This window comes from Nonomuraea sp. NEAU-A123 (genome assembly GCF_018603905.1).
Taxonomy (GTDB): domain Bacteria; phylum Actinomycetota; class Actinomycetes; order Streptosporangiales; family Streptosporangiaceae; genus Nonomuraea.
In genome coordinates this window covers 89,961-111,345 of the sequence record NZ_JAHFZZ010000029.1, presented here as the reverse complement: position 1 = coordinate 111,345, position 21,385 = coordinate 89,961, and the positions used below count along the sequence as shown (strand labels likewise).

The 21,385-nt window shown below is 69.8% G+C and carries 13 protein-coding genes; 6 read left to right on the top strand and 7 right to left on the bottom strand.

The window, feature by feature from the left end; all coding sequences use genetic code 11:
• Positions 1-7 precede the first annotated feature (7 nt).
• A complete protein-coding gene (locus tag KLK06_RS62770) occupies positions 8-1,510 on the top strand; it encodes an Ig domain-containing protein (RefSeq protein ID WP_214643158.1) in 1,503 nt (500 codons plus the stop codon).
• Between the two features lie 41 nt (positions 1,511-1,551).
• Here the strand turns inward: KLK06_RS62770 and KLK06_RS51315 are convergent, their stop codons facing one another.
• Positions 1,552-2,811: a hypothetical protein gene (locus KLK06_RS51315; protein WP_214643157.1), complete on the bottom strand. Its 1,260-nt coding sequence runs from the start codon at positions 2,809-2,811 to the stop codon at positions 1,552-1,554.
• Positions 2,812-2,836: 25 nt separating this feature from the next.
• Complete coding sequence (locus tag KLK06_RS51310) at positions 2,837-4,225, bottom strand: glycoside hydrolase family 43 protein (protein WP_214643156.1); 1,389 nt, start codon at positions 4,223-4,225, stop codon at positions 2,837-2,839.
• 216 nt (positions 4,226-4,441) lie between these two features.
• On the opposite strand from KLK06_RS51310, the gene KLK06_RS51305 reads away from it, so the two are divergent.
• Positions 4,442-5,629, top strand: coding sequence for a cytochrome P450 (locus KLK06_RS51305; RefSeq protein ID WP_214643155.1), 1,188 nt, complete (start codon positions 4,442-4,444; stop codon positions 5,627-5,629).
• A gap of 44 nt (positions 5,630-5,673) precedes the next feature.
• The gene (locus KLK06_RS51300) at positions 5,674-6,321 is read left to right on the top strand and encodes a TetR/AcrR family transcriptional regulator (RefSeq protein ID WP_214643154.1); all 648 of its coding nucleotides are present in this window, start codon (positions 5,674-5,676) and stop codon (positions 6,319-6,321) included.
• 96 nt (positions 6,322-6,417) lie between these two features.
• On the opposite strand, the gene KLK06_RS51295 is transcribed toward KLK06_RS51300, so the two are convergent.
• The 3 genes from KLK06_RS51295 to KLK06_RS51285 form a co-directional block, all read right to left on the bottom strand.
• On the bottom strand, positions 6,418-7,446 hold the full coding sequence (locus KLK06_RS51295) for a LacI family DNA-binding transcriptional regulator (RefSeq protein WP_214643153.1): 1,029 nt from the start codon (positions 7,444-7,446) through the stop codon (positions 6,418-6,420).
• Positions 7,443-10,304 carry a glycoside hydrolase family 3 protein gene (locus KLK06_RS51290; protein WP_214643152.1) on the bottom strand — a complete coding sequence of 954 codons (2,862 nt, stop codon included), beginning with the start codon at positions 10,302-10,304 and terminating at the stop codon, positions 7,443-7,445. Before KLK06_RS51290 ends, KLK06_RS51295 begins: the two co-directional genes overlap by 4 nt.
• 156 nt (positions 10,305-10,460) lie before the next feature.
• Entirely contained in the window at positions 10,461-11,645 is a 1,185-nt protein-coding gene (locus KLK06_RS51285) for an ROK family transcriptional regulator (RefSeq protein ID WP_214643151.1), read from the bottom strand.
• A 305-nt stretch (positions 11,646-11,950) separates the two neighbouring features.
• On the opposite strand from KLK06_RS51285, the gene KLK06_RS51280 reads away from it, so the two are divergent.
• From KLK06_RS51280 to KLK06_RS51270, 3 genes are read left to right on the top strand one after another with little or no spacing between them, the layout of a single operon-like run.
• A complete protein-coding gene (locus tag KLK06_RS51280) occupies positions 11,951-13,606 on the top strand; it encodes an extracellular solute-binding protein (RefSeq protein ID WP_308168841.1) in 1,656 nt (551 codons plus the stop codon).
• Entirely contained in the window at positions 13,593-14,621 is a 1,029-nt protein-coding gene (locus KLK06_RS51275; RefSeq protein ID WP_214643150.1) for a sugar ABC transporter permease, read from the top strand. Before KLK06_RS51280 ends, KLK06_RS51275 begins: the two co-directional genes overlap by 14 nt.
• A complete protein-coding gene (locus KLK06_RS51270; protein ID WP_214643149.1) occupies positions 14,618-15,514 on the top strand; it encodes a carbohydrate ABC transporter permease in 897 nt (298 codons plus the stop codon). Before KLK06_RS51275 ends, KLK06_RS51270 begins: the two co-directional genes overlap by 4 nt.
• Before the next feature lie 41 nt (positions 15,515-15,555).
• Here KLK06_RS51270 and KLK06_RS51265 read toward each other — a convergent pair whose 3' ends face one another.
• Positions 15,556-18,264, bottom strand: a complete 2,709-nt coding sequence (locus KLK06_RS51265; protein WP_214643148.1) for a cellulose binding domain-containing protein — start codon at positions 18,262-18,264, stop codon at positions 15,556-15,558.
• A gap of 178 nt (positions 18,265-18,442) precedes the next feature.
• Positions 18,443-21,376 (bottom strand): glycoside hydrolase family 3 protein, encoded by a 2,934-nt coding sequence (locus KLK06_RS51260; RefSeq protein ID WP_214643147.1) that lies wholly within the window; start codon positions 21,374-21,376, stop codon positions 18,443-18,445.
• Positions 21,377-21,385: the final 9 nt, after the last annotated feature.

The following is a 21,385-nucleotide window of genomic DNA, read 5'->3' as shown; positions in this document are numbered from 1 at the left end:
TCGTTCAGTGAAGAAGATCGCCGTAGTCACCGTCCTGGCCGGGCTCGCGGGCGCGCTCTCCGTGCCCGCTCCCGGCCTGGCGGCCCGCCAGGCCGCCCCGGCCCTGGACGTGTTCGACATCTTCTACCGCAACGTCAAGGACTACGGCGTCAAGCTCGTGGACTGGCAGGGCTACCTGGCCAATCCGTACGTCGAGCTGACGGTCAGAGCGCCCAAGACGCCGGGCATCGCCTACCCGCTGACCGTGGACCTGAAGGCCGAGGGCACCTCCCGGCTGATGCTCAACATGCCGAGCGAGCTGACGGCGACCGGCGCGACCAAGACCTTCACGCTCACGGGCCCGGCCGACCGCGAGGTCGTCCGGCTGGCCATCCACTCCAAGCAGGGCCCCGGCCAGGACGAACGCCACAAGTGGCTGATGCGGACCACCGACGCGACCGGCGCGACGATCACCCAGAGCATGCCGATCATGGTCCAGCAGGACGAGAAGACCCCGCTCAAGCCGACGATCCCCATCGACTTCGACTACCGCTACGACACGATCACCCGCTACTTCGCCGACCCGGGCGTGCGCACGGCGGCGGAGACGGCGGTCCGGAACTGGTTCGCCTTCTTCGACCTCAAGCCCTTCGACACGGTGCCCGCGGGCGACGAGGTCAACAAGCTGCCGGGCGACGACTGGCAGAACGAGGTCGAGGCCACCAACGCCAAGCCGTACAAGGGCATGTACGTCTTCTTCCGCGGCATCCAGACGCCGTACTCGACCGGCTACCCGACGATCAACGGCAAGTTCCACACCCAGAACGGCAAGCCCACCCCGTACCACCGCTCGACCAGCATGATCCTGGAGTACGACGAGCAGCTCATGAAGCTGGTCAGCTCGCCGGCCGACGAGGACTGGTACAAGACCGACCTCGGCCAGGTCATCGACGTGCACGGCCTGGTCATGCACGAGTACGGCCACGCGGTCGCCTTCCACAGCGACTGGGAGGGGATGGCGAAGTACGTCGAGAGCAAGGGCAGGGACGACCAGGAGGTCATCGACTACCAGGGCTACCCGGTGCCGCTCGACACCAGCTATCACGTGCCCGGTGACGAGCCGTACTGGGACCGGCTGAGCGGCCAGAGCGGCGGCTGGCGGCACGTCTTCCCGACCAGGCAGTGGGAGCTGACCAAGCTGACGCTGCTGATCGCGGAGAACGCCGGCTGGAAGCTGAACAAGAAGCTGACCCCCTTCCTCAAGCCCTCGATCGAAACCGCCTCGGTCAAGGCGGGGAAGGCGGGCGCGGCCTACGACCAGCGGCTCCAGGCCAAGGGCGGCGTGCCGTTCTACGACTGGCAGGTCACCGGCGGCGCGCTGCCCGAGGGGCTGACGCTCGACCGGTTCACCGGCGCGATCACCGGCAAGCCCGTCAAGGCGGGAACGTCGGCCTTCACCGTCCAGCTCAGGGACTACGACAAGCTGAGCACCCCCGTCACCCGCGAGTACTCGCTCACCGTCAACGCGTGACAAGGGCGGCGGCCCCGCCGGCCGCCGCCCTCTCCTTGGTCCTACAGCCCGTAGCGGCTCTTCAGGTGCCGCCACCAGTCGCGGAACATCCACGCGTCGAACTCGGTGATCGAGGTCGCGCTGCCCGCCTTCATCAGGAAGCAGCACACCCCCGTGGGAGTCCAGTCGTAGAAGTCGTCCAGGCCGAACGAATGGCCCATCTCATGGAGCAGGATGTGGATGTTGTCGGTGTTGAGGTTGCTCGTGTAGTACTCGCTGCCGATGCGCTGGCCCCAGTCACCGCCCGCGCCGCCGCCGAAGCCCGCCGTGAGCCACAGCGACATGTCGTAGTGGTGGGAGGCGCCGCCGGGACAGTTCGGGTAGGTGCCGCTCTGGTTGAAGAACCGGCCGCAGGGCGCGGCGCACTGTGGCGCGTTCTCGTTGATGTTGTTCACGTAGACGTCGACCGAGTTGTCGCTCCACTGGAGCTGCGCCCGGTCGCGCACCGCCCAGCCGACGACCTTGAGGGGCACGGTGGCGTACGGCCAGGCGTTGTGGCCGGCCATCACGTCCATCCACTTCTTGAACTGCCGGGCCAGCGCGGCGTGGATCTGGTCACGCTGGGCGGCGGTCACCGTGGCGGTGCTGTCCCAGCGCACGCAGTAGTTGATCGAGCCGCCGTTGGCCATGATCTGGTCCCAGCCGTAGTTACGGAAGCCGTACAGGTTGGGATAGGTGCTCTCGACGTGCTGCCAGACCTCGTTGAGCGGCGTGACCAGGTTGGCCGGCGGGTTCCAGGTGGTGGTGGAACCACCGCCGCCCGGATCGTTGGTGAACGCCTTGACCTCCAGCAGCCCGACCGATCCCTGGCCGCTCTGCAGGAGGACACGCAGCCGCGTGGTGCTCACCTGGCCGAACGTCACCTTGTTGTAGGCGTTGAGCGCCGTGGGGTAGCCGGTCGCGTTCGGCACGTCGTTGTAGGCGCTGCCGGTCCAGTACTGCAGCTTCCACGAGGCCGGGACGCGCACGCCGCCGCCGTCGTCGAAGAAGTACACCTGGGCGACCCGGAGCGTCTGCGCCTGGGCCCAGGTCAGCTCGGCCCACTGCTGTCCGGTGTTGGGCCAGGTCCCCCAGCGGCGGTTGACGGTGTCGTTCGAGCTGGGCGGGTCGATGCCGTCGTTGATCGCCGCGACGCTCTCCCAGGCCGAGGTGTACGACGCGCTCGGGGTCGCCGAGGTGGCCAGGTTGACCTCGGCGGCCTGCGCGGCCTCCACCGGGGTGAGGAAGAAGGCGGCGAGCAAGAGGGGAAGAAGCAGTTTCATCGCACCTCCAGTGCTGGTGAGAGGGTCACGCCTGCGCGGTCCACTCCAGGACGCCGGTCGAGAAGCCGGTCTTCGAGGTGATGCTCAGCCGGAGCCTGGTCGTCGAGACCGCCGGGAACGTCGTGGTGTTGAAGGTGTTGGCCGCCACTCCGCAGGCCGACTGTCCCGGCACGTCCACGTAGGCGCTGCCGTTCCAGTACTGGACCTTGCAGGAGGCGGGCAGGTCGATGCCCTGGTCGTCGTCGAACCAGTAGACCCCGACCCGGCCGACGGTCTGCGCGGACGGCCACTGGTACTCCAGCCACTCGGTGCCCTGGTGGTTCCAGTTGCCGTAGGCGCCGTGGCTGTGGTCGGCCGAGTTCGCCGGGGTGAAGCCGTCCTTGATCGCGCCGAGGGTCTCCCACGGCGAGACGTACGAGGTGGACGCCGTCGCGCTCAGCGCCAGGTTCGAGCTGGTGGGACCCGTCGTCTGCACGACCTTCTGCATGGTGCCGTCGGCGTTCCAGTAGAGCTTGTCGAGGGTGACGGAGCGGCGGAAGTTGCCGCCGCCGGGGCTGTTCGCATTGTGGTAGACCATGTACCACTGGCCCTTGAACTCGATGATCGCCGGGTGGTTGGTGGTCGAGGTGACCTGGTCGAGCACCACGCCCCGGTGGGTCCACGGCCCCAGCGGGTTGCTCGCGGTGGCATAGCGGATGCACGCGTAGCCGGGCGCGGAGCAGGCCGAGTCGTTGGCGGAGTAGGCGAGGTAGTAGGTGCCGTTGCGCTTGAACATCCAGGGGGCCTCCCAGAAGTTCGACACGCCGCTCGGGGTGACCACGCCTCCGTCGAGGTTGATCATGTCGGGCTTGAGCTTGGCGGCGCGCAGGCCGTAGTAGGAGCCCCAGTAGATGTAGGCCTGGCCGTCGTCGTCGGTGAAGACGGTCGGGTCGATGTTGAGCGGGGAGGAGTTCGGGGTGCTGTCGCTGATCAGCGGGCCGCCCTTGGCGTCGTGGAAGGGGCCGAGCGGGCTGTCGCCGACCGCCACGCCGATGTCCATCCAGCCGGCGCCGTTGCCGTTGACGGGGGCGTACCAGTAGTACTTGCCGTTACGCGGCTCGACCTCGCCCGCCCACGCGTCGGCGCCCGCCCACGAGAAATCTGAAAGTTTCAGCTTCGCGCCCTGGTCCGTCCAGGCCGTCGCGTCACCGGAGGTGAACACGTGCCAGTCGCGCATGACGAAGTTCGTGCCGCCGGCGGGGGCCTCGTCGTGGCCCGTGTAGAGGTACATCGTGTCGCCGACCACCAGGGCGGCCGGGTCGGCGGTGTAGATCGAGGTGGTGATCGGCGCGGCGGCGGGCGCCGGAGCTGCGGTGATGAGGACCAGCCCGGTGGCGGCAGCCGCGGCGAGGGTCACGGCTCTCAGGCGTAACATGGCAACGAACTCCTCATTAGAGCTAGCGGTAGCTTGGTTAGCGCTAACATTTTTAGTGCCGGATATGCGGCGGTGTCGGGGCGTGTTGAGTGTTAGCGATACCACAAAGATCGTCAAGGCCCAATGTTTACGCCCGATGCTCTTGCGGCTAAGCGATAGGTTGCTATCGTTTATTGTCAGGGCATTTCATGACGACTGGTCATTGCTGGGGGTTGTATGAGCGACATCTCGACGCTGCCTCTGTACATGCGGCGAGCGCAGTTCGATCCCGTTCCCGAGCTGGCGGAGGTGCGGGAGAAGGAGGGGATCACCCGCGTCATCACCTCCTTCGGCATCGAAGCCTGGATGGTGACCCGCTACGCCGACGCGCGTGCGGTGCTGGGCGACGCCGAGCGGTTCAGCAGCGCCCGTCAGACCTTCTTCCAGCCGCCCGGCGCGTCGGAGGAGGAGATCGCCGCGCTCCGCGCCGGCAACCTGCTCGCCTTCGACCCGCCCGAGCACTCCCGGCTGCGCCGGTTCCTGACGCCGGAGTTCACCATCCGCCGGATGCGGCGGCTGGAGCCGCGCATCAAGGACATCGTCGAGCAGCACCTCGACGCCATGGAACAGGCCGGCTCGCCCGTCGACCTGGTGCAGTCCTTCGCGCTGCCGATCCCGTCGCTGGTGATCTGCGAGCTGCTGGGCGTGCCGTACGAGGACCGCGGGGACTTCCAGCGCAGGACCGGCCGGCTGCTCGACGTGTCGCTGCCCATGGAGGAGCGTTTCAAGCTGCAGCTGGAGTCGCGCGCGTACATGACCGAGCTGGTCACCCGCATCCAGGCCGACCCCGGCGAGGAACTGCTGGGCATGCTGGTGCGCGAGCACGGCGACGACCTGACGACGAACGAGCTGATCGGCATCGGCAACCTCCTGCTGATCGCCGGGCACGAGACCACCTCCAACATGCTCGGCCTGGGCACGCTGGCCCTGCTCCGGCAGCCGGACCAGCTCGACCTGCTCCTGAAGGAGCCCGAGCGGATCGACGCCGCCGTGGAGGAGCTGATGCGCTGGCTCAGCATCCTGCACGCCAGCCTGGCCCGGGTGTGCACCACGGAGACCGAGATAGCCGGTCAGACGATAAAGCCCGGCGAGGTGGTGATCTGCTCGCTGCCCCTCGCCAACCGCGACCCCGCCTTCATGGAGGAGGCCGAGGGGCTGGACATCACCCGCGGCGCGCCCGGCCACCTCGCCTTCGGCCACGGCGTGCACCACTGCCTGGGCGCGCCGCTGGCCCGGATGGAGATGCGGATCGCCTTCCCCGCCCTGTTCCAGCGCTTCCCCAAGCTGCGTGCCGTCGCGCCCGTCGCGGACTTCCGCTCCTTCCACCTCGTGTACGGCGTGGCGTCCCTCGAGGTGGCCTGGTAACGCTGCCATGGAGTGACCGCGTGGATGCTGCTAGCGTTCGGCGTGTGCCAGAGCAGCGACGTCGTGCGGACGCACTGCGTAACTCCGACAGGATCGTCAGGGCGGCGATCACGGCCCTGCACGAGTCGGGCACGACCGTCTCGCTGGAGGAGGTCGCCCGTCGCGCCGGGGTCGGCATCGCCACCGTCTACCGGCGCTTCGGTGACCGCGACGGCGTGATCCGGGCCTGTTTCGAGACCTACTTCGCCGAGGAGATCGAGCCGGTCGTCCAGGCCGCCCGCGTGGCCGCCGACCCCAGGCAGGGGCTGGCCGACGCGCTGGCGACCACGGTCGGCACGCTGGCCGGCCACCGGGCCCTCCTGTCCGCGGCGAAGGAGGCCGGGGCGTTCACGATCGGCATCGCCGAGCGGTTCATGGGACCGCTCGGCGACGTGCTGGCCACCGCGCGGGAGCGCGGGCTGGTCCGCGACGACCTGCTGGTCCGTGATCTGGCGGCGATCGTGGTGATGGCGCTGGCGACGACCGTCCACCGGGAGGCCGACGACGACGCCGACCGGCGCCGCTACCTGGCGCTCCTCCTCGACGGCACCCGCCCGTCGGACGTGCCCCTCCCCCGCCCCTCCAGCGTCTCCCTGTTCCCCCCCGAGGCGACGGACCGCTGCCCGGCGAAGGGCGCCACGCGCCACCGCTGAGCCGACGGCCAGGCGCCTCGTCGCGCGTACGGTCAGGTGCTCGCCCGCACGGTTCCCGTCAGGTGCCCGCCCGCACGGTCAGGTGCGCCCGTACGGTCACGTGCTCGCCCGCACGGTCAAGCGTGGGACCAGCAGGGTCGCGGGCGGCACCGTGCGGCCCGCCAGTTTCTCCATCAGCAGCCCGACCGCCTCCCTGCCGACCTCCTCGGCCGGGATCAGCACCGAGGTGAGCCGGGCGGGCTCGGCGATGTCGTCGGGGCAGATCGCCACCACCGCGAGGTCCTGCGGCACCTTGCGGCCCAGTTGCCGCAGCGAGCTCAGCACGTGGTTGACGGCCGCCTCGTTGTGCACGACCAGCCCCGACAGGCCGGGCCGGGCCGCCAGCAGCCCGCTCACGGTGGCGTGCACCTCGTCGAAGGTCTCCTCACACGGCAGCGCCGTGCCGTCCAGCCCGTGCTCGGCCAGAGCGGTGGTGAAGCCTTCGAGCGTGCGGCGGGCGAACCCGGTCCCCCGCTCGTAGACCACCGACGGCGCGCCGAGCAGGGCCACCTCGTGGTGCCCGCGCTCGGCCAGGTGCGCCACGCACAGCTCCCCGGCGGCGGCGAAGTCGAGGTCGACGCAGGTCACCCCGGCGGAGTCGGCGGGGAAGCCGATCAGCACGCTGGGCTCGGCGAGCCGGCGCAGCAGCGGCACCCTGGGGTCGTCGAGTTCGACGTCCATCAGCACCAGGCCGTCGACCAGCGCGCTTGCCGCGGCCCTGCGCAGCCCGTCGAGGCCCTCGTCGGCGGTCAGGAGCAGCACGTCGTGGTCGAAGTGGCGGGCCGCAGTGACAACCGAGGTGGCGAAGCGCATCAGCACCGGCACGTGCATCCCGGCCCGCAGCGGCAGCACCAGCGCGATCACGTTGGCCCGCTTGCTGGCCAGCGCCCTGGCGCCGGCGTTGGGGTGGTAGCCGAGCGTCCGCACGCTGTCGAGCACCCGCCGCCGGGTGTCCGCCGAGATCGCCCGCTTACCGCTGAGCACATAGGAGACCGTGCTCACGGCCACACCCGCGTGCCGGGCGACCTCCACGATGGTGACCGCCCTGCCCGTTGCGTGCCCGTCCTGGGTGTGGCCGTCCGTCACGTAGCCGCCCGTCCGGTGCCGGCTCGGCCTCTGTCCATGCGCCCTCTGCCTGCTCGTCCCCGGTCGGCGCGTACGGCGCCGGCCGATCTGGGGGTCGCCCGTCCGGTGCCGGTCAGTTCCAGCCTGCCCAGCGTGATGCCCACATTCTCGAACACGACATAAAGATCGTGCACCCCGGAGGCTTCCGCAAGCTCGGCCGAGGTGGCCGCCGGAGCGTAGCGCCCGGCCGGAGGCACGGGGATCGCGCCCAGCGTGGGGCCGTGCAGGAGGTCGTCCAGCCGGAGCGTGACGACGCCGCCCTCGGTACTCGCGGCCTCGATCAGGCACGAGGCGGCCCCGGTGAGCTCGACGTCGCGGAACAGGATCCACGCCCCCTCGGCCTCGGATCGCACGGCGTCGCCCGACACCTTGGCCGCGTCGACGAAGGCGACCGCGTCGTAGGCGTCGTGGTCCGCCGCGGGGAGCGCGCCCCTCCTGGGCGGAATGGTCTCGCCCGCGACGTGGAAGGCCGCGCTCAGCCGCAGGTCGGTCGCGCTGCGGCCGACCATGAGCTGGTGCGGCGCGTCCTCGACGGCGAACCTGTCGCGGGTGACGTCCCAGAAGGCCAGGTCCCGTACGGGGAAGGTGAGCGTGACGGTGCAGCTCTCACCGGCCGCGAGGCGCGCCCGTTCGAAGCCCCGCAGGCGGCGCAGCGGCTGCTTGACCCGGGAACGCCGCTGGTGCGTGTAGAACTGCACGACCTCGGCGCCGGGGCGCGAGCCGGTGTTCGTGACCGTGACCGTGGCGGTGACGCTCTCGCCGTCGACGGCGACGGTCAGGCCGGAGTAGTCGAACGTCGTGTAGCTGAGGCCGTGGCCGAACGGGTACAGCGGGGTGCCCCGGTAGTAGAGGTAGGTGGCGTCCGTGGCGATGACGTCGTAGTCGAGCAGGTCGGGCAGCTCGCTGGCCGAGCGGTACCACGTCTGGGTGAGCCGCCCTTCCGGGTCGGCGTCGCCGAACAGCACGTCGGCCAGCGCGTGGCCGTACTCCTGGCCGCCGTGGGAGGACCACAGCACCGCGGGCACGTCCGGGTCCGTCCAGGTGACGGGGTAGCCGCTGGTGATCACCATGACCGTGCGCGGGTTGGCCGCCCGTACCGCCCGGACGACCGCGTCCTGGGCGGGGGCCAGGGCCAGGTCCGTACGGTCCTCGGTCTCGCGGCCGTTGACCAGCGGGTGGTCGCCCACCACCACGACCGCCACGTCCGCGGTGGCCGCCAGCCGGGCCGCCGCGGCGGCGCCGCTCTCGACGACGTCCACCGTCAGCCAGGTGGCGGCGTCGGCGTCGTCCACCAGCCGGAAGACCCCGTCGGCGGCCAGGCCGATGTAGCGGCCCGTGGAGATGTGACGCAGGACGACGGCGCCGCGGGTGCGCTGTTCCAGCCGGAAGGTCTGGCGTACCTCCCAGCCGTTCGGGCCGGGCTGGTCGTTGACCAGGACTCCGTCGTCGTCCACGGACAGGAAGCGGCCGGTCGCGACCGCGCGGAACGCGAACGCCCCGCCGCCCCAGTCGAACAGGTCGAACCGGCCTCCTGGCGTGCCGATGCCCAGGGGGCCGCCGTCGAGGCCGGCCACCACCGGGCCCGCGTCGGCGGTCAGCGTGACGCGGTCGACGGCCTCGCAGAAGATCGTCTCGCCGCGTTCGGCCAGACCGGCGCGGGCGGTCACCTCGTACGGCAGCGTGCCGCTGTACCAGTCCTCCATCAGGGTGTCGCCGAGCTGGCCGATCACCGCGATCCGGGCCGGCGCCCGCAGGGGCAGCAGGCCGTCGTTCTTCAGCAGCACGATCGAGCCGCGGGCCGCCCGCCGGGCCAGTGCCTGGTGTTCGGGGCAGTTGACGACCGCCTCGGTGATGTCGTCGTACGGCGTGGCGGGGTCGAACTCGCCGAGCCGGAAGCGGATCGACAGCGTGTGCCGTACGGCGGTGTCGATGTCGGCCTCGGTCAGCAGGCCGCGCTCCAGCGCCTCGCGCAGGTGACCGAGGGTGGCCTCGGCGCGGTCGTCGTCCTGGGTGAAGCTGTCGAGCCCGGCCCGTACGGCGTGCGCGTACGCCTCGGCGGGGTTGTCGTAGTAGCCCTGCAGCCCGGTGAGGTTGCCGGGGGCGTAGGCGTCGCTGACCACGAGGAGGTCGTCCGGCGCCCAGGCCCGCAGCACCTGCTCGATCAGCGGGCTGAGGTGCGCCGGGCGGCCGTTGACCAGGTTGTAGGAGGGCATGACCGCGACGGCGGCGCCGCTCTCCAGGGCCGGCCGGTAGGCGGGCAGCTCGTACTCGTGCAGCACCCGCGGCGGCAGGTTGCTGGAGGTGACGCAGCGGTAGGTCTCGTTGTTGTAGCCGAGGAAGTGCTTGAGGGTGGGCGCGGTCCGCATCACGGGAGCGCTCCCACGCAGTCCGTGCGCGTAGGCCGTGGCCATGACCCCGGTCAGCAACGGATCTTCGGAGTAGCCCTCCTCGTTGCGGCCCCAGCGGGGATCGCGCAGCAGGTTGACCACGGGGGCCCACACGTTGCGCCCGGCGCCCGACGGGTCCTTGTGATGGAAGGCCAGGACCTCCTCGCCCGCGGCCTCCCCCACCCTGCGCACCAGCTCCGGGTCCCAGGTCGAGGCCAGCCCCACGGCCTGCGGGAACACCGTCGCCGGACCCAGCCAGGCCAGTCCGTGCAGGGCCTCAGTGCCGGTGCGGAAGGCGCCCACGCCGAGCCGTTCGACCGGCGCCTGGTACTGGTGGAGCAGTCCGAGCTTCTCGGTCACGGTCAGCCGGGCCTGCAGATCGGCGATCCGCTCGGCGAGGGGGAGGTCCGGGTCGCGGAACGGTTCGTTCATGGAGCCATCCTCTGAGAGCGTCGAAACGCTTCGACTAGCGGGCGGGAGCGCGCCTCTGTCGAAGCGCTTCGATAGCCGGTCCAGAAAAACCCCGCCCGGTTACACGAGTGTTTCGAACGGAGTTCTTCTGAAGGGTGCACGCGTGCGCGAGCGGGGTCAAGAGATTCGCGGCAATCTTCCTGAATCGACGGAGTCGAGCACCCGGGCCGCCCCGCCGAGCGCGGCTGCGTCATAGCCGAGGGACGACATCACCACCTGGCAGCCGCCGGCTTCCGGCGCGATCGTGCGGTCGCGCACCTCGGCCTGGACCGCGGGCAGCAGCCAGGGCGCCAGCGGCACGTAGTAGCCCCCGAGGATCACCACCTGGGGGTTGAGCAGGTTGGCCAGGATGGCCACCCCGCGGCCGAGGTCGCGGCCCACGCCGGCGAGCAGGGCGAGAGTGCGGGCGTCGCCCGCGCGGGCCCGCCGGACGACCTCCTCGATCTCCAGCTCCACCTCGACCGGCGAGGGCGAGGCGTGCTCCAGCACCGCGCCGATGCCGGCCACCGCTTCGAGGCAGCCGATCCGGCCGCAGCGGCACTCCGGGCCCTGCGGGTCGATCTGGATGTGGCCGATCTCGCCGCTGTAGCCGCGGCCGCCGCGGCGCAGCCGCCCGTCGAGGATGACGCCGGCGCCCACGCCCATCTCGCCGGTGAGGTAGACCAGGTCGGAGACCGCCCCATGGGGGCCGAACCGGTGCTCGGCCAGGGCGCCGAGGTTGGCGTCGTTGTCGGCCTGGATGGGGAAGCCGGGATCGCGCAGCGCCTTGGCGAGGTCGCCGCTCACGTCGGTGTCGAGCCAGCCGAGGTTGGGCGCCACCCGCACGACGCCCTGCCCGTCGACCAGGCCGGGCACGGCCACCGTCAGGCCGAGGATCTGCTTGTCCTCCTTGGCCATGCGGTTGACCACCCGCCGGACGATCGCGGCGACGGCGGCCACGGAGCCGGGGAAGGCGCGCCGCCAGGACAGCAGCCGCTCCCCCGCCAGGTCGACGGCGACCGCCGTCACGTAGTCGACGTTGATCTCCAGCCCGATCGCCGCGTACGGCGAGCCGTCGAGCACCAGCATCGTGGCCGGCCTCCCCACCCGGTTCTCGGTCAGGCCGGTCTCCCGGACGAGCCGGCGGTCGATCAGGTCGGCGACCAGGCTCGACACGGTCGCCTTGTTCAGGCCCGTGGAGGCCGCGATGTCGGCCCGGGAGCAGGGCGCGTGCTCGCGGACGAAGCGCAGCACGACGGCCAGGTTGGTGGCCCGCACATCGGCGAAGTCGGCCGGCTGCGGGTCGGTCGATGAGGTGATCACAGTCAGTCCCGTCCGTCAGGCCGTCGCGGGCGGTCATGCCGCGGTACCAGTGTGCGCCGTTCCTCGGTGTTCCCACGCCATCGGCGAGAGCCGGGCGGGCCCTCGTGGGCGGCGGCAGCTCCCCGGAGGGAGCCGTCAGGGAATCTCATCTCACTCCCGACATCAATCTGTGACCGGCGGCACACCTTGTGGTGAGCGCCGCCTCGGGTTTAGTTTGTTTGGTCATTAGACGAACTAATTCTAGCCGGTAGGCATCCCGTTCCGACACCCCTCATCCTGCTCCGACCAACGAAAGGGAGCGCGTCGTGACACCGTCGATGACTCGCCGTGGATTTCTCGGCCTGGCCGGTCTCACCACACTCGCCGCCTGCTCGGCCCCGACCGGAACCAGGCCCGGCTCGAGCGGCGCGACCGCGGCGGCCGCGGACAAGCTGACCAAGCTGGCGCCGACCTACATCGCGTTCGCCGGCGTCAAGCCCGACCTGGCCGGCACGGTCTCCAACCTGCCGGGTGTGCCCGGCATCGCCGGGGGCTTCACCACCTACCCGGCCAGCCCCACGGCGGCGCTCACCCAGAAGGCGGGCAAGGGCGGCAGCTACAAGGCGATGACCCCGCTGTGGGGGCCGCCGCCGCCCGGGCTGTCGAGCAACTCCTACTTCCAGGCGGTCAACGCCGACATCGGCGCGACGGTCGAGTTCCAGATCGCCGACGGCAACACCTACGCCGACAAGGCGATCGCCCGGCTGGCCTCCGGCGACCTGCCCGACATCTTCGCCCTCCCGAGCTGGGAGATCGACAAGATGGCCGACTTCAACACCGCCGTGGACAAGGCGTTCGAGGACCTCACGCCGTACCTGCAGGGCGACAAGGTCAAGCCGTACCCGCTGCTGGCCAACCTGCCGACCGCCTCATGGGAGTGGTCGGTGTGGAACGGCAAGCTGATGGCGGTCCCCTACCCCACCGAGCCCTTCCCGTACGGCCTGCTCTACCGCAAGGACCTGTTCGAGAAGAACGGCTGGAACCAGAACCCCAAGACCGCCGACGAGCTCTACCAGCTCGGCAAGACGATCACCGACGCGAAGGCCAAGCGCTGGGCGTTCGGCGACATCCACGAGATGGCCTGGCCCATCTTCGGCGTCCCGCAGGACTGGCGCTACGCGGGCGGCAAGCTGGTGAACAAGTACGAGACGCCGGAGTTCGAGGAGATGCTGGCGTGGATGCGCAAGCTCTTCGCCGAGGGGCTCATCCACCCGAACGTCGCCAGCAGCAAGGGCGCCAACGAGAAGGACCTGATCGGCGCCGGCCAGATCACGATCTACCGGGACGGCTTCGGCGGCTGGAAAGAGCTGCTCCAGCAGCACACCGGCAAGAACCCCGACTTCGCGATGGGCGTCTTCCCACTGTTCGCGCACGATGGCGGCACGCCGATCATGTACCACAACAACGCGGCGGGCATGTTCACCTTCATCAAGAAGGGGCTGCCGAAGGAGAAGATGGAGGAGATCCTCTCCATCCTCAACTGGTGCGCCGCACCGTACGGGACCAAGGAGTACGAGCTCTCCAACTTCGGGATCAAGGGCAAGCACTTCACCCTGGACGCCAAGGGCATCCCGCAGACCACGGACCTGGGCCGCAAGGAGGTCGCCTACACCTACGGCTTCCTGGGCGGGCGCCCCCTGTTCGTGGACTGGCCCTTCCCCGAGGCGGCCAAGGCCAACATCGAGTGGCAGAACACCTCGTTCCAGTACATCGAGAAGACGCCGTTCGACGGGATCAGGATCCAGCGGCCGTCCAAGTACGCGGGCCTGCAGGTGCCGACCGAGGACAAGTTCACCGACATCATGCGTGGTCGCCGGCCGGTCAGCGACGCCAAGCAGATCGCCGCGGAGTGGCGGCGCGACGGCGGCGACGAGGCACGCGAGTTCTACATGAAGGTCCTGCGGGACAATGGCCGCGCCTGACCACCTCGCGGTCGAGCGTTCCACGGACGCCGGGCCGGCGGGAAGCCCGGCCGTACCCGGTCGCCCGGGCACCACCCGGAGAAGGGCTCAGGAGCGGGCCAAGCACGGCTCGCTGCGGAGCCGGTTCCGGCGCGACTGGCAGTTGCTGCTCATGACCGTGCCGGCGATCGGGCTGCTGCTGCTGTTCCACTACGTGCCGCTGCTCGGCAACGTGATCGCCTTCCAGGACTACTCCCCCTACGTCGGCATCAAGGACAGCCCGTGGGTGGGGATGTCGAACTTCCAGTGGCTGATGTTCGACGAGAGCTTCTGGGACGCGACGATCAACACGCTGTCGATCACCACGTTCCAGCTGATCTTCTACTTCCCGCTACCGATCCTGCTGGCCATCCTGCTCGACAGCGTCGTACGTCCCCGGCTGCGGCTGTTCATCCAGGGCATCGTGTACATGCCGCACTTCTTCTCCTGGGTCCTGGTCGTCACCCTGTTCCAGCAGATGTTCGGCGGCGCGGGGCTGCTCGCGCAGATCCTGCGCGACCACGGCTTCTCGGGCGTGGACATCATGACAAATCCGGACACGTTTATTCTGCTGGTCACCGCGGAGACGGTCTGGAAGGACGCGGGCTGGGGGACGATCATCTTCCTGGCGGCGCTGGCGGCCATCAACCCCCATCTCTACGAGGCCGCCGCCGTGGACGGCGCCTCCCGCTGGCGGCGGCTGTGGCACATCACGCTGCCCGGCCTGCGCCCGGTGTTCGTGCTGCTGCTGATCCTGCGGCTGGGCGACGCGCTCAACGTCGGCTTCGAGCAGTTCTTCCTGCAGCGCGACGCCGTCGGCCGGGACGCCGCCGAGGTGCTCGACACGTTCATGTACTGGCGCACGCTGCTGACCGGCGAGTGGAGCTACGGCGCCGCGGCCGGCCTGGTCAAGGGCGTGGCCGGGCTGATCCTGATCCTCATAGCCAACAAGGTCGCCCATCGATTCGGCGAGCAGGGAATCTACAAAAGATCATGACTATGCCTGCCTGGGCCGAGCGGCCCACCCGGCTCGGCGCGAGCGTCAAGGGGCTGGTGCTGGCCCTCATCGTGGCCGCCGTGCTGTTCCCGATCTACATGGTCGTGCTGACCAGCCTGTCCACGCAGGAGGCGGTGTCGAAGGCGGGTGGCCTGGTCACCGTGCCGGGCGAGCTGTCCTTCGGCGCCTACGAGCAACTGTTCGCGGGCGGGGTGGTGACCCGGTCGATCGCCGTCAGCCTCGGGGTGACCGTCGTCGGGACCCTGCTCAGCCTGTCGGTCACGGTCCTGGCGGCCTACGGGCTGTCGCGTCCCGGTTCGCTGCTGCACCGGCCGATGCTGTTCCTCGTGCTGCTGACGTTCCTGTTCGGGCCCGGCATGATCCCGAGCTACCTGCTGGTCAGCTCGCTGGGGCTGATCGACTCGTACTGGGCGCTGATCCTGCCGACCGCCGTCACCGCGTTCAACCTGGTCGTCATGCGGGCGTTCTTCATGAACATCCCGGAGGAGGTCACCGACAGCGCGCGGATCGACGGGGCGAGCGAGTTCCGCATCCTGTGGCGGATCGTGCTGCCCATGTCCAAGGGCGTCACGGCGGTGATCGGGCTGTTCTACGCGGTCGGTTACTGGAACGCCTTCTTCAACGCGACCCTCTACCTCAACGACAACACCAAATGGCCGCTGCAGGTGGTGCTGCGGCAGTTCGTCCTGCAGGGGCAGTCGATGTTCGTCGGCCAGACGGGCGACACCGCCATCGGAGGGCACGCGCTGCCGCCGAGCCTGGCCATCCAGATGGCCATCGTGACGCTGGCGCTGATCCCGGTGCTGGTGATCTACCCGTTCGTGCAGAAGCACTTCACCAAGGGCGTCATCATCGGGGCCGTCAAGGGCTGATCGAGGGAGGACCCCGGGTGGGGTCCTCCCTCTCCACGTTGTCAGGCCGGCGTGCAGGTGACCGTGGCGGGCGGGTTGTTGCTGCCCGTCCAACTGCCGGTGAAGCCGAACGTGGTGCTCGCGCCCGGGTTCAGCGCGCCGTTGTAGCTCACGTTGGCGACCTTGACGGCGGCGCCGGTCTGGGTGAGGGCGCCGTTCCAGAGCTGGGTGATGGTCTGACCGTTGGGGAAGGTCCAGCCGACCGTCCAGCCGGTGATGGCCACGGTGCCGGAGTTCTGCACCGTCACCCCGGCCTGGAAGCCGCCCTGCCACTGGCCGCTGGGCGCGTAGGTCGCCGCGCACGCCTTGCCGGGAACCGTGGGCGTCGGCGTGGGTGTCGGGGTGGGCGTGGGTGTCGGAGTCGGGGTCGGGGTCGGGGTGGGCGTCGGGGTCGGGGTCGGGTTGGGGCCGGTGCGGTCGCCGTAGATGATGCCGCGGCCGTTGGTGCCGAAGTAGACGCGGCCGTAGACGCGCGGGTCGCCGGTGAGCGCCTCGCCCATGTTGGCGTACTGATGCTGGGCGTCGTTGATCCGCACCCACGAGGCGCCCGCGTCGTCGGAGCGGAACAGCCCGTGCACCCCGTCGATCATGCCGACCAGGTAGATCGCCATGTAGGAGGCGCCGGGCGCCGCCTTGCCGAAGCCGACGTTCTCGGCCGCGGTGACGTTGGCGAGCCGGGTGAAGGTGGCGCCGGAGTCGGTCGAGCGCCACAGGCCGTACGTGCCCGCCGGGTCGTACTTGCCGGTCGACGGGGAGCCGCCGGCCAGCCAGATGTGGCCCTCCTTGCCGGGTACGGCCTTGAACTTGACGGTGGCGGCGCTGGTGGGCAGGCCGGTGGCGGCGGACTGGGTGAAGGTGGCGCCCGCGTTGGTGCTGACGTAGAGCTTGCCGGCGGAGTAGCCGTAGAACTTGTTCGGGTTGACCCGGTCGGAGCGCACCTGCGCGCCGGCCGGGATGCCGGTGGAGGCGGTCCACGAGCTGCCCGAGTCGGTCGAGCGGCTCACCGCGCCGCCGGTGGGCGACCACACCGTGGCGCCGGCGTTGGCCGAGATCGCGACGCTGCCGCCCTGGGTGACCCCGCCCGGCTCGCTGCTGGCCTGCCACCAGTTGGCGCCGCCGTTGGAGGAGAACCCGAGGCGGGTCACCCCGGCCGTGTCATTGTCGCCGGCGCGGACCATGTTCGACGGGCTGAGCTCGGCGTAGTCCATGCTCCTGGTGGTGACGTGGTTGGGCTGGGTGTACATCATCGGCGGCACGGCGTCGAGGTTGCTGTGCACGAAGCCGCCGATGTCGCCGACCGCCGAGAGCAGCGGCGCCCCGGACGGCGGGCTGATCAGGTCGAGGACGGCGGTCTCCTCCAGCCCCTCGATGAACGGCTTGATGGTGATCTTGCCGCCGGCGACATCCCACTGCTTGAGGTTGGTGGTGCCGTAGACGGTGGCGCCGGTGCCGTACAGCAGCCGGTTGGAGTCGAACGGGTCGATCTCCATCGCCTCGGTCATCCAGCCGAGCTTGGGGGTGATCTCGGGCGGCTGCGGGTTGCCCATGGCCAGCCACGGGTGGGAGGAGACGTCCTGGGTGTAGCGGAAGGTCCGGTTGGGGTAGCCGTTCCAGTCCCAGATCCGCGTCCAGGTGGCGCCGCTGTCGGTGCTGCGGAACATGATGTTGTCCGGCCACCACGACACCTGGCTGGCGACCATGATCGTGCTCGGGTTCTGCCGGTCGATGGTCATGCCGCTGAAGCCGTAGTAGCGGTCGGCGTCGGGGGTCGGGGTGATCTCGGTCCAGGTGCCGGTGGCGGTGGCGTAGCGCCACACCTCGCCGTCCTCGCCCACGTACGGGCCGCCGGTGTTGCCGGTGGCCAGGTAGAGGTAGCCGTTGACGGCGTCGAGCACGCCCTTGTGCGGGATGTAGCCGGTCGGCTGGCCGGCCACCCGGCTCCAGGTGGCGCCGGCGTCGGTGGAGCGGTAGACGTTGTTGTCCTTGTCCGCCACCCCGGCGTAGATCGTCTTGGTGGCGGTGCCGGCCGAGCCGGTGCGCGGGTCGAAGGTGATCCAGGGGATGCCCTGGGTCATCGTGTTGTAGTTGTAGGTGGTGTCGTTCGGGTCCTGGGCGAAGTTGCCGACGTTCGGGAAGGTCGTGACCTTGGCCCAGGTGACGCCGTAGTCGGTGCTCTTCCACAGGCCGTTCTTGTTGGCCGTGCCGTAGAACAGGATGTTGTTCTTGTTCGGGTCGATGACCAGGCGCTCGCCCATGCCGCGGCCCGGCATGTTGCCGAAGCCCTTGAACGGCAACTCGGTGGCGGCCCAGGTGGCGCCCCGGTCGGTGGAGCGCAGGATCGCGCCGTTGTTGGGGTCCCAGTCGTTGGTGTACATGCCGGTGGCGACGTAGACCCGGTTCGGGTCGACGGGGTCGGTGGCGACGCTGACGCCGCCGACCCAGTTCCACTTGTCCCAGCCGATCGAGTCGAGCAGCGGCACCCACTTGGTCTTGTCCCAGCGGTAGACGCCGCCGATGTCGGTCCTCGCGTAGATGAGGTCCTTTTCCTTCTGGTTGAAGATGATGCCGGGGACGAAGCCGCCGCCGCCGATCTTCACCCCCTTGAACGCGTACGGATCCGCGGCGACGGCGCCGACCGGCGCCATCCGCACGACCACCATCGTCACGACGACGGCGGCCATCGCGAGCAGGCTGAACAACCTTCTTCGCATGAGCGGTTTCCCTCTCCGGGGCGTGAGGCGCCCCACAGCAGCAGACGACCGCCATGCACGACCGGGTACAGGACCCTGCCGTCGCCGTTCCAGCGCGCATGGTGTAGAGGCCCCGAAACCTCACTCAGAGGCTCACACAGCCTCCGAGTGAGGTCAATAGTTTGGTTATTAACCAAACTTACTTGGTGAGCGCCAGATCCTTGATCCGCAGGTCGCCCTTGAAGACCACGTAGAGGTCCCGGATCCCGCCGGCTCCGGACAGCCCTGCCGACACCGTTCCGTACTGGTAGATGCCGCCCGTGGCCGGGACCGCGACGGTGGCCAGGAGCGCGCCCGTCGGGGAGCCCGAGCGGACCTCGAAGGAGCCGCCCGCCACCGAGGACACGCCCGCGGTGATGCCGGTGAGCCCGCCGCGGAGGTCGGCGTCGGCGAACTTCAGCCAGTCGCCCGCGGACGCCCCGATCGCTTCGCCGCTCACCTTCGAGGTGTCGACCAGGTCCACGCCGGAGTAGTCGTCGAAGTCGATCGCCCGGGTGCTCCTGGTCAGGTCGCGGGGCGGGATCCGCTCGCCGCTCACCTGGAGCGTCGTGCGTGCCCTGATGGCCGAGGAGGAGGAGCCGACCAGGACGTCATGGGTGGCGCTCTCCACGGCCCATTTGCCGCGGGTGACGTCCCACAGGGCCAGGTCGGCCTTCTTGACGGTCAGCTTCACCGTCCGGCTCTCGCCGGGCCGCAGCGAGACGCGGGTGAAGCCGCGCAACTGCTTGACCGGCTGGGTCACGCGCGAGCTCTGCTGGTGGGTGTAGAGCTGGACGACCTCGTCACCGGCCCGCGACCCGGTGTTGGTGACCTTGACGGTGACGTCGTAGGAGTCGCCGCGCGGGGTCACCTTCAGGCCCTGGTAGCCGAAGGTGGTGTAGCTGAGCCCGTGGCCGAAGGCGTAGAGCGGGTCGCCCCGGTGGTAGAGGTAGGTCATCCCGGTCTTGGTGATGTCGTAATTCAGGATGTCCGGCAGGTCGTCGGACCGGTACCAGGTCTGGGTCAGCCGGCCGCCCGGGTCGCGGTCGCCGAAGAGCACGTCGGCGAGCGCGTGCCCGGTCTCGGCGCCCGCGTGGGTGGTCCAGAGCAGGGACGGGGTGTCCACGTTCATCGTGGTGGGGTAGCTGTCCTCCAGGACGACCACGGTGTTGGGGTTGGCCGCCCGCACGGCCTTGATCAGCTCCTGCTGTCCCTGGCCGAGCGCGAGGCTCGCGCGGTCGTGGTTCTCGCGGCCGTAGACGAACGGGTTGCTGCCGACCACGACCACCGCCGCGTCGGCGCCCTTGGCCGCCGCCGCCGCGCTCTCGGCGCCGCTCTGGACGACCTCCCTGGCGAAGTGCGCCGCGGCGGCCTTCGTCCCGGTGCCGAGCGTGCCGTCCGCGCCGACGGTCACGTAGTGCTCGGGGAAGGGCCACCAGCCCTCGTTGACCTCGTAGCCGACGTACTGGATCAGGTACGTGCCGTCCGCCTGGCGCTCCATCCGGAACTGCTGCTGGACGAACCAACCGCCCGGGACGTCGGAGTTGGTGACGTACGGCCCGAAGTTGCCGGTGAGCAGCTTGCCGTTGCCCACGTTGCGCAGGGTCGAGACGTCTCCGGTCCAGTCGGTCTGGTCCCAGGTCGAGGCGCCGCCGGGCGCGGTGTCGGACACGACGACGTTCTGGCCCGTGGTGCCGGTCGCGGTGACGTACTTGCCGGTGGCCAGGTCCTTGAGCGCGATCCGGTCCAGCGCGTCGGCGCCGGTCACCGCCGCGTTCGCGCCGAGCCGCTCCTTGATGCCGTCGAGCGGGGTGACCTGGTACGGCATGGTGCCGCCGTACCAGTCGCTGAACAGGGTGTTCTGCAGCGGCCCGAGCACCGCGACCTTCTTCAGGCCGGGCGAGAGCGGCAGCGTCCTGCCGGAGTTCTTGAGCAGGACCATCGCCTTGCCCGCGGTCTCCCTGTTGAGCCGCTGGTTCGCCGCCGAGTTGATCACGTCCTTGGTGATCTTCGCGTACGGCCCGCCGTCCGGGTCGAGCTGGCCGAGCCGGATCCTGATCGACAGCGTGTGCCGCACGGCCTGGTCGATGTCGGCCACGGTGATCAGCCCCTGGGAGAGGGCGGCGGTCAGGTTCGCGGTCATGGGCGCGGGGTCGTCGCCGTTGACCGTGAAGCTGTCGAGCCCGGCCTTGAGCGTCGCGGCGACGGCCTCGGGCTTGGTGTCGTAGTAGTGCTCGTACTCCTGGAGCGCGTCGGGCGCCCAGGCGTCGCTCACGTTGTAGAGGTCCTTGGCCGTCCACGAGCGCACGACCTCGTCGAGGTCGGGGTTGACGGTGTTCGGCCGCCCGTTGACCAGGTTGTAGGAGGCCATCACGCCGGTGGCGGCGTCGGCGGAGATGGCCGGCTTGAAGGCGGCCTCGTCGTACTCGTGCTTGACCCGGGGCCGCAGGTTGGAGGAGGTGAGGCCGCGCAGGTACTCGTTGTTGTTGGCCAGGTAGTGCTTGAGCACCGGCGCGGTCTTGAGGTAGACGGGGTCGTCGCCGGACAGGCCCTTGCCGTAGGCGGTGGAGATGGCGCCGGTCAGCAGCGGGTCCTCCGAGTAGCCCTCCTCGTTGCGCCCCCAGCGCGGGTCGCGCAGCAGGTTGACCACCGGCGCCCACACCTGGGTGCCCCACAGGACCGGGTCGATCGCGTTGTAGCCGCGCACCTCGTCGCCCACGGCCGAGCCGACCCGCTTGATCAGCTCCGGATCCCAGGTGCTGGCCAGGCCGACGGCCTGCGGGAAGACCGTGCCGCTGGCCAGCTTCTGGTTCCAGGCGTCGTTGTGGTCGTTGGACCAGGCGACGCCGTGCAACGCCTCGGTCCCGGCCTTGAAGTACGGGATGCCGAGCCTGGGGATCGCCCGCTGCGACTGGTGCAGCAGCGAGATCTTCTCGTCGAGGGTGAGCCGGCCCAGCAGGTCGCCGACGCGCTGGTCGAGCGGCAGGGCCGGGTTCTGGTACGGCAGGACCTCCATGGCATGGACGGACGCCGCGTTGACGGGCGCCGCGCCCATGGTGACCGCCAGTAAGACGGCCGCTAGGACTCGCTTCATTCGGAAGCT

What these genes read in the sequence shown, in the direction of transcription:
- KLK06_RS51260 (WP_214643147.1), bottom strand. Translation starts at nt 21,376, where the DNA reads ATGAAGCGAGTCCTAGCGGCCGTCTTACTGGCGGTCACCATGGGCGCG.
- KLK06_RS51305 (WP_214643155.1), top strand. Translation starts at nt 4,442, where the DNA reads ATGAGCGACATCTCGACGCTGCCTCTGTACATGCGGCGAGCGCAGTTC.
- KLK06_RS51270 (WP_214643149.1), top strand. Translation starts at nt 14,618, where the DNA reads ATGACTATGCCTGCCTGGGCCGAGCGGCCCACCCGGCTCGGCGCGAGC.
- KLK06_RS51310 (WP_214643156.1), bottom strand. Translation starts at nt 4,225, where the DNA reads ATGTTACGCCTGAGAGCCGTGACCCTCGCCGCGGCTGCCGCCACCGGG.
- KLK06_RS51315 (WP_214643157.1), bottom strand. Translation starts at nt 2,811, where the DNA reads ATGAAACTGCTTCTTCCCCTCTTGCTCGCCGCCTTCTTCCTCACCCCG.
- KLK06_RS51290 (WP_214643152.1), bottom strand. Translation starts at nt 10,304, where the DNA reads ATGAACGAACCGTTCCGCGACCCGGACCTCCCCCTCGCCGAGCGGATC.
- KLK06_RS51275 (WP_214643150.1), top strand. Translation starts at nt 13,593, where the DNA reads ATGGCCGCGCCTGACCACCTCGCGGTCGAGCGTTCCACGGACGCCGGG.
- KLK06_RS51265 (WP_214643148.1), bottom strand. Translation starts at nt 18,264, where the DNA reads ATGCGAAGAAGGTTGTTCAGCCTGCTCGCGATGGCCGCCGTCGTCGTG.